The sequence below is a fragment of the Rhodoblastus sp. genome (genome assembly GCF_019449565.1).
In the GTDB taxonomy this organism is placed as follows: domain Bacteria; phylum Pseudomonadota; class Alphaproteobacteria; order Rhizobiales; family Beijerinckiaceae; genus Rhodoblastus.
In genome coordinates this window covers 24,681-33,929 of sequence record NZ_JAGRPM010000053.1, presented here as the reverse complement: position 1 = coordinate 33,929, position 9,249 = coordinate 24,681, and the positions used below count along the sequence as shown (strand labels likewise).

Below are 9,249 nucleotides of genomic sequence, written 5' to 3'. Positions count from 1 at the left end.
GCCGGATAACGCTCAATAACGCCATGTCTATCACTCCAAAGACCCCCGCTGACGCCAGCCGGGAGAAGTTCAAACATGGGTCAAATCTCAGTGGAAATGCCCGCCCAAAGCGGGTCAGTTCTCAGTGGCAATCAACAGCCAGATATTCAGATGTCGGCGTCACGCCCGTCAGCAGCAGATGCTCTCGCGCTCGGGTGCAGGCAACATAGAGCAGCCGGCGCTCGGTCTCATAGATGTCGTCGAGTTCCGCTTCATCAGCGGCATCGGCGACTCGTTCGTCGAGCGGAAGGATTCCTTCGTCGCAGGCCATTACGACGACGGCGCGAAATTCCAGGCCCTTGGCGAGGCTCATGGGTGCGGCGGTCATCTCGCCCTCGCCCGCGAGACCCGCGATCGCGGTCCTGGCGCGGGCGACGAGCTGCGGCGTGCGGACGAACAAGCCTATCTCGTGGGGCGCGATGCCGTCGTCGAGCCAGGCCTCGACGGTCTGGCGGACTACGTCGGTTTCCTGGGCGATCGTGGCGAGGGACTTCACTTCGGGCTCCGGACCGTCAAACACCGAGATGATTCCGCGGCGCTCGTCTTCCAGGCCGTCCGTGTCACGCAGAACCGTGGGCAACAGTTTGTCGGCGGCCCGTCTGATCTGCTGCGAGGTGCGGTAGCAGACCTTGAGCGTGTACGACCGGCCCCGCACGTCGACGCCAAGGCTCGCCCACGAGAAAGGATGCTGGAAAATGCGCTGCCCGACATCGCCCGCGAGGAACAGTCCATCGGCTTTCCCAGGCGCCAGAGCCGCGAAGAACCTCAGCTCCGCCGGCGCCAAATCCTGCGCTTCGTCGATGACGACATGGTCGAACGGTTTGCTCTCCCGTTTCGCCAGCGCAACCGCAAGGCCGGTGAAGACATCCGCCCAGGTAGTGTAGCGCTCGGCTTTCAGCGCATCGCGCACCGCCTGGAACACGGGCCACAGGCTCGCGCGCTGGTTGGGGCCGAGCCGGCTCTTGCGCCCCATCCGTTGAACGGTCGAATATGCGTCGAGCGATGTCAGCCCCCAGGCGTCGATGACATTGGTCCACTCGGACAGCAGAAACCGATCGGAAAATCCCTTGAGGCCCGAATCTGCCGCGGCGGCGCGCAGACGCTCGCGCAGCACGGCGTCGGGTGCGATGCGGGGACGCACGCCATGTTCGAGCTGAAACATCTGCTCTCCGATGCCCTGGAAGGACGCTGTGGTGATCCGAGGCACGATGCCGCCCGTCTCGGGCGCCAGGACCAACACTTTCTTCGCTAGTTCCGCCGCCAGCGGCCCCGAGAAGCTGGCCAGCAGCACCCTTGCTTCCGGGGTCTCGCGGGCGAGCCGGACCGCGCGATGGATCGCCACGATGGTTTTGCCTGTGCCCGCCGAACCCGCGACGCGCGCCGGCCCGGAGAAGGAACGCTCGACCAACGTCCGCTGCGAGGGATGCAGGAAGACGCCCCATTTTTCCCACGGAAACTCGAGGGCTTGTTCCAACTCCTCCTGATCGGAGATGAGCCTGATCCGCCGCAGCGCGTCGGGATGGGCGAATGGGCTGGCTATCGCTGGCGCCGGCGCTGGCGCAATCAGCCGGCCGGTTGTGGCATATTCCAGCAAGGCCTCCGACGCCTCGGCGGGCAGGTGGCCGGCGAGCGCGAAAAAGCCGTCTTCGGTCGCCGCGCGCACATCGGCAAGCCAGTCGGCGGGCACGCCGATGGAGAGCAGCGCGTTGTCGTCGAGATTTGAAAATAACGCCTTTTGCGCCTGGGCAGGTGCGCCGAATCGGGGCAAGGGGAGAACCAAGTCGAGCGTCGCCGGAGGCGCCACTTCTTCGACGCGTTCGCGAACTTCGACGATCTGGATCGCGCCAGTTTTTGGATGCGCCTCGATCCTTCGCCTCTCAGCCCAGGCATATGCCTTGTCGTGATGATCGACATAGGCGAGCAATATGCTGGCCGCCGCCTTGTGGATGATGATCCGGATGTCGGCGCTGGCCCGCACCGACCAGAAATTCGTGTCCTTCGACTTGTCGATACGATGGAACGAAAGCCCCGGAGACGACGGATCCATCTGGAGGTCGAACGCCGTCGTCTTGACCGCCTTCTGCTCTTGCGCCGTAAGCTTGGCGATGGCGTCCGTAAATGTATCGGCGATGCGGAAGTCCATGGCTTCAGCAGGCCCTCTTCAATGGCCCATCACCGATCGTCGCAGAAATGCGATTGGCGAGACCTTCGCGCAAATCCTCAGGCGTCTTCCAGGTGATATGGTTGTATTGGCGCGTATCGAAATGCACGCTGCCGATCACGTCCTCCCGACAGGTGAAAATGACCGGGATGTTCAGGCCGTGGGCAAAGCCGGCTTCATAATAAACGCCGCCGCGCGCGCCACTCTCGCCTTGAGTGAAATCTGCTACCAGAAATCGGGACCGCCTTATTTCGGCGATGATCTCGTCGTCAATCCTATTGTTGTGGTCCTTTCGGTCGATGCGGACAGGCTTATAGCCCGCATCGGCGATTCCTTCTGCGACCCCGTTCTCGTATGCCTCATTCAGGCAATCGTCGAACCACATGGCGACGAATACCTGAGACGAGTTGACGGACGCCTTCTCGAACTCCTCCAAACGGGAGTAGCCGTCGATGGTGACGATAAACTTCGGCCACATGCCTGCGTGTGCGGTGCCAGCAGGTGGATGAGTTTCGTCTATCCAGCCTTGCTTTTTAAGGTAATCCGTCAGAAATCGGATTTCTCCCCACTTTGCGGATTCCGTAGCGGTTAACGGCTCCCATGCGCGCGGCGCGGCATCGCCTAACGCCGGCTCACTCAAGATTACATTCGATCCAATAGACGACGATCTTCGAGCTATTAGCTGCAATAGCCTATCTGCGCGTTCATGTACGGGCATCGGAGCGCGGCGTCGCATCTCCTCAAAGATCTGGGTGGTAACCTTTGGACAGACGATACCGAGCCGGCGTTGGCCAACGATCCATGTCGTGATACGTGCCCTAAGTTGCTCATCAACTTGCGCCAACGGGCCGTCCGTCACCGTGTCATCGATGCCGTACCATCCGCCAGTCCGAGGGGAATTGACGGCCTGGTGCCACATATTTGACGCCACGCGCGTGACTTCGGCATCCGTGCCCCAAATCGGGCATTTTTCGTTCGCCATGCTTACACCCCAAATACCTTCATCACTTCGTCCCCGAAGTGATTGATCACTTTTACGGCTATGCGCCCGCCCGCCGGCCGCGAGAATGGGCGCGAGGTGTCTGAATAGAGCGTCGCCCAGGCGTCTTCATCGACGTCCGCCTGAAGCGCGGTCTTCAGGCTCTTGTAGGGATCGTTCGCGCCGAGGAAATAGGCGTGGCGGACGAAGAAGCTTTCCTCGTTGTAGTTGGTGTCGATGAACCAGGCGGCGATGCCCGCCGTGTCGTTCGAGCGGATATCGCCGGTGTTGGGGTCGAACACGTCGACGCCATGCACCTTGACGCGGATTTCCGGGCCGCCGTCGTCGAGGATTTCGACATCCGGCTCGCCGAACACGACGAACATGTTGCCGCGCCCGGTGTTCTTCAGCTCGTCCGACATGTGCATGTCAGGATTGATGCGGGCCTTGAGGATCTTGAGGCTGCCGAGGTTGTCCAGCTCCGTTGAATGGGCGTCGAAGTTGAAGGCGCAGGCGATCAGAATGTCGAAGCGGGCGTCGACAGCCTCGCGCGCGGCGGCGACGATGTCCTGCCGGCCGACGGTGCCGTATTCCGGGCCGATCAGGATCGCGGCGCGGCGTTCGGGGCCGTTCTCGCCCTCGATGAAGGTTCCGCTGGCTCCGATGAAATTGCCCGGCCAGGGGGCGAGGCTCTCAAAGGTGATACGGTCGCCTTTGGCCTGTTGCTTGACGCCTTCGGCCTTGAGGTAGTCGATGACGACGCCTGAGAAATCCTGTCCCGCGAGATCGGCATCGGCCGGAGAGCGCCGGCCTTCGGCTGCGTCGATGTCGTCGATCAGCTCTTGTTCGCTTGCCGGCAGCACGCGGTGGGGCGAGAGGCTCTCGACGGTGAATGGGCCGGCGACGCGGACGCGGGAATTGTCGACATAGGGCTTGTCGTACAGATATTCGACGTCGGCGCGCGCGGCGATGGAGGCATCGATCTCCTTCTGCCGGGCGATCCGCGCTTCCCACCACTTGGCGTGAGGCTCCTTGGCCAAATCGGGGGCGCCAGCGGGCAGATCGCGCGGAATTTGCCATTCCTCATAGGTCTTGCCGAGCGCGACGTTGAGCGCGGCGCGCAACGGCTCAAGCACCGCCAGCCACTGCTCCCAGATGTCGTCGATCAGAGAATTGTTGGCGATCGACTTCAGGGTAATGTGTGGCACGCGCTCATACACGAAGCCTTGACGAAGGTCGTTGCGGACCGGCGTGTCGGCTGGCACACGCTTCCTTAACGCGGCTTCCTTAGCGCGGCCCTCGCGGCTGTCGGCGAGGAGATACCAAGGGTACCGCGCTGCCATCAGCCGTGCGCGAGCGAGAGCCAAGGCGACACGGCTAGTGTCTATGGTGATCCAGCGTCGTCCCCATTGCTCGGAGACATAGGCGGTGGTGCCCGATCCGCAGGTGGGGTCGAGGACGAGATCGCCCGGGTCGGTGGCCATTAGGATGCAGCGTTCGATGACCTTCGGTGACGTCTGAACTACGTAAGTTTTGTCTGCGGCAAAGCCGGCAACTCCGGTGTCTGTCCAATTATCATTCATTGGAAACGCCGGATAATCGTCGAAGAAACGAACGTAGCGCAGGCCATTTCCAACTGCTTCGATGCGACTAGATTTGATCAAGCGCGGAAAACTAGCCTGTTCCGTTTTCCAATAGCCTTTCGGGGTAAAGACGTTGCCCTCGAACGGCACGGGATAGCGAGTGCCGGGGCTCTGACTCGTCAAGTCGCTGGTAGTGTAAGCTCGCACCAATGGATCGAGCGAGCCATCCGAAAGCAGATGAGGTGCAATCGGTCCGCGGGACCCGTCGATTCGCTGTGCTTTGGAATATGCTAAAGCGCCTTCGCCGCCGAGCGCCTTGATCTTGAATGGCTGCCTGTATTTTGTTCGAGCGCGGTCTTTGCTGTACCAGATGATGTAATCTGCCACCGACGCAAGCAGGTTGTCAGTTTGACCGGTCGTTTTTACAAATGTAATAAGTCTTACAAAATTCTCTGCCCCAAACACCTCGTCCATCACTGCCCGAACGCGATGCTCATTTTCGTCACTGATCTGCACGAAGATCGAGCCGCTTTCGGTCAGCAAATCGCGCATTGCCGTTAGCCGATCACGCAGATAGGTCAAGTAGCTGTGGATGCCATCCTTCCAAGTGTCGCGGAACGCCTTCACCTGCTCGGGTTCGCGGCTGATGTCAGCCTGCTTGCCGTCCTTCACATCGCGCGACTGCGTTGAGACCTGCCAGTTGGAGTTGAATTTGATCCCATAGGGCGGGTCGAAATAGATGCATTGCACCTTGCCCTTGAGACTCTCGCGCTCGGCGAGGCTCGCCATCACCTGAAGGCTGTCGCCCAGGATCATCCGGTTCGACCAATGCTGATCGTGCTGGTAGAACTCGGCGCGCTGCTCGGGCGTGATCCCGTTGAAGTCGGCGAACAGGTCGGGCGTGTCGCTCTCGGCCTCGCGCTTCGCGGCGGTGCGGCGTTTCAGGTCGTCGATGATCGCTTTGGGATGAATCTTCTCCTGGATGTAGAGCGGCGGCACATTGACGACGAGGTCGGTCCAGTCCTGCCGATCTTTGCCGCGCCAGACCAGTTGCGCGTCGGAGAGAGTGAGCGTGCCGGTCTCCGCCAACTCCTTCATCTGCTCGTCGGTGATGGTGATTTTCGCACCATTCCAGATCAGCTCCGGCTGCCTCGGCTCCTCCGGCGTCCGCGTCTCGCCCTCGGCCAGAGGCTGCGCGCGCGGATAGTGCTTCGGCGGCAGCGGCGCGGCATCCTCCTCGCGCCGGAAGAAGCTTTCCATCTCCGCCGTCGGGATGTTCCGGCGGGTAGCCTCGTTATGCTTGAGAGCGTCGATCTGCTTAGTGGAAGGCTTGCCGTTGGAGGATCGGGGAGTACGGGCCATCAGGCGGGAACCTTCGTGAGCAGTTGTTCGACCAGCGCGGCGAAGTCTTCGTCCATCAGGGCCCAGTCGCGAAACTCGGCGAAGGCCCAGCGGCCGAAGCCGCCAAGCGCGTTGACGCCAGGAACCCAGAGTTCGCGCGTGGTCTGGGCCTTGGCCTTGTCGCTCTCGTCCTTGATGCCTTTCACCTCGAGCACGAGGTTGAGCGGCTGTTCGTCGCCATCGTCGAGCCGGACCAGGAAGTCGGGCAGGTAGCGTCGCGTGACACCACGATCGAGATAGGGGATTTCAAAGCCCAGCGCCTGGTTCTTGGCATAGGCCAGCACGCGCGGATGGTTTTCTAACGTCAGCGCAAGCTGTTCTTCCCAGCTTGAGTCCAGCACGACATGGCTGATGTGGCTCTTGGGCGGCTGCGCTCCGGTTTTCCAGCAGGGCTTCGAGGTGATGAAGTTGACGTGGCGCGTCGATCCTTTGGGGTTATAGGGATCGAGCACCGCCACGATCCGCCCTTCACTGCCACGCGTGCAGGCGATGTCGATTTTCTCCGCCGCGCGCGCGAGCTGGTCCTGATAGAGGATCGCGCCGATCGGAACGCCTTTGGTGACGAGATAGCCTTCATCCAGCCAGCGGCGCGCGAGTCGCTGAATCTGCGGAAACAGGTGCTGCTTCGGGAAACCGTCCTCGTCACGGAAGCTCGTGTAGAGCAGGTGCTTCGCGAGGTTGAAGCTGATCTCCGAGGGCCGCAGGCGCTCCAACACCTCGGGCGTGATCGTGACCCCGGCGCCTACGATCCCTTCCATGACGACGGACGTGGGACCGATGTCGGCGGGCGTGATCTCCAGGCAGCTCTCCTCGGTGAAGACCGCTTCGAGCTTCTCCGACGGCAGATCGCGGCGATAGCCGCTTACGCGCGGGAAGACGATTTCCAGCGCCGCGCGCTCCTTGATCGCGTGGACGCGCGTGACCGGCTTCGGCTTGGTCGGCTTGGCGACCTGAGGCGAGGCGGCGAAGTCGAAGGGGATGCCCATGATGTCGGCATATTCTACGTCGAACAGGCCGGTTTCCGGATTGAGGTCATAAGATTGGCGGCGCAGGCCGCGCCCGACCACCTGCTCGCACAGAAGCTGGGTGCCGAAGGCGCGGACGCCGAGGATGTGGGTGACGGTGTTGGTGTCCCAACCTTCGGTGAGCATGGACACGGAGACCACGCAGCGTATCTGCTCGCCGAGCCGGCCGGTGCGGCCGACGGTGTTCATCACTTCGCGCAGCAATGCGCTTTCGCTCGCTTCGCCCTGCGCCGCACCGGCGCCCTCGCGGGCCGCCAGTTCGCGCTTGAACTGCTCGATCTCGGGACCTGCGGCGTCCCGGAAGCCCTTGTCCAACGCGTCGCCTGCCTCGATCTGGCGGGAGTCGATCAGAAGCGTGCGCGGGCGCGGGAGGCGACCACCCTGGTCATCATAGTTGCGGAACAGCTCCAAGTGGCCGGCATGAAAGGCCGCGCGCTCGCCTTCCTCGGCGTCGCCGCGCTCGAAGCCTGCGATCCACTCGAACACCAGCTTGGAGATCGCGGTGTTCTGGCACACCACTATGAAGACCGGAGGCACGCCGATCCCGGCGCGCCGCCAGCGATCGAACTCGCCCTCGTAGTGGCTGTAGAGGGCATTCAGAGCTGTCTTCAGCGTGTTGGGCAGATCGAAGGGGCTGAGCTTTGCCGCGCCCGCGGCGGTCTTCGGCAAACCCTTGCCAATGTGCTTCCACAGGTCACGATAGACGACGGTGTCGGTCTGCACGAGGTTGTCGCTCACCGGCACGCGCGGCAGCTTGACGATGCCGCTTTCGATCGCGTCCATCAGGCTGAAATCGGAGACGACCCAGGGGAAAAGTGTGCCTTCCTCGTAGCCCGAGCCGCGCAGGAAAAAGGGCGTGGCCGAAAGGTCATAGACCGCGCGCACGCCCTTCGACAGCTTGCGGTCCAGCGCCTCGATCCCGTTGATCCAGAGCCGCGCCGCCTCCTCGTTCTCGGCCGCTTCCTTCTTGTCGTCGCCGGTCAGCGCCCCCTCGGCGTCGCCGCCGACCTTGTGCCGATAGCAGTGGTGCGCCTCGTCGTTGAGGACGTTGACGCGGTCGTAGCGAAGCAGCTTGCCGCACGCGCGCTCCAGCATTTCCGCGTCGGTTTCCGTCGTCTTGAGTGGCTCGGGATCGTTCCCCTGGAGGAAGCTGCGCGCGACCTTGGGTAAGGCCAACGTCTCGCGGTGCTGGAAGGCGTGGTAGTTGGTGATGACGATCTCGGCACGACGGATGTCGGGCAGCATGTCAGGCGGGACGATCTCGCGCGTTTCATAGTAATTGTCCGGCTCGCTCGGTTGCAGCACGCGGAGCCGGTCCTTGATCGTGATGCCTGGGGCGACGATCAGGAAGGCGCGGGAGAAGTTCTTCGATTCCTTGCGGGAGGCGTTCACCGCCTGCCAGGCGATCATCATGGCCATGACGGTGGTCTTGCCGCTGCCCGTCGCCATCTTCATGGCCAGGCGGAAGAGTTCCGGATTGGCCTCCTCGTTGGCCTTGCCAATCTGATCCAGGAGGCCCTTCGACGCCGCGCGCCTGGGCGCGACCTCGGTTAACCAGATGATCGTCTCGACGGCTTCGACCTGGCAGAAGAAGGGACGCGGGCCGACGAACTGGTGATGGCGCCAATGCTCCAGAAGCCGCTGGGAGACCGCGGTCACGCCCCAGTCGGCGGGATTGCGCAGGCTCCGCCACCGCTCGACGTAGCCGCGTATCTCGTTGATCAGCGCGTTTTCGGTGTAGGTCTCAAGGTCAAGGATGGCCTGATTGGCCGACGCCTTCTTCCGTGAGGCCGGAACGGGGACAATGAACCGGGAGGGCCGGCGTCCCTGCCTCGGTTCCCCCTCCAGCGGTTGACCATTCTGGTCGAGCGGATGATGCAATTCCGGCGCGCGATAGGGCGAGTTCAGAATGGGCCGCTCATAGAAACTGTTCAACGTCGTCGCCCCGCCAGCCGCTAAAATCTTGCTCGAAAATTTACTCAATACCCATCATTCGTTGCTGTTCTCTAAGCGGTCGAAGACAGCTTGCATCCTAGCGCGAGTCGCAACGGTTAAGCTCCG

Annotated in this window: 4 protein-coding genes; all 4 read right to left on the bottom strand. The window is 62.3% G+C overall.

The genetic code is table 11. The annotated features are described in order from the left end of the window. Positions 1-121: 121 nt before the first annotated feature. Genes QZ409_RS12480 through QZ409_RS12465 form a run of 4 tightly spaced genes read right to left on the bottom strand, consistent with a single transcriptional unit; the run spans position 122 to position 9,123 of the window. Positions 122-2,182 (bottom strand): UvrD-helicase domain-containing protein, encoded by a 2,061-nt coding sequence (locus QZ409_RS12480; protein WP_296711606.1) that lies wholly within the window; start codon positions 2,180-2,182, stop codon positions 122-124. 4 nt (positions 2,183-2,186) lie between these two features. After that, positions 2,187-3,182 carry a hypothetical protein gene (locus tag QZ409_RS12475; RefSeq protein WP_296711604.1) on the bottom strand — a complete coding sequence of 332 codons (996 nt, stop codon included), beginning with the start codon at positions 3,180-3,182 and terminating at the stop codon, positions 2,187-2,189. Positions 3,183-3,184: 2 nt separating this feature from the next. After that, positions 3,185-6,124 (bottom strand): site-specific DNA-methyltransferase, encoded by a 2,940-nt coding sequence (locus QZ409_RS12470; RefSeq protein WP_296711602.1) that lies wholly within the window; start codon positions 6,122-6,124, stop codon positions 3,185-3,187. Then, a complete protein-coding gene (locus QZ409_RS12465) occupies positions 6,124-9,123 on the bottom strand; it encodes a DEAD/DEAH box helicase family protein (protein ID WP_296711598.1) in 3,000 nt (999 codons plus the stop codon). The genes QZ409_RS12470 and QZ409_RS12465 overlap by 1 nt, the downstream gene beginning before the upstream one ends. Positions 9,124-9,249 lie beyond the last annotated feature (126 nt).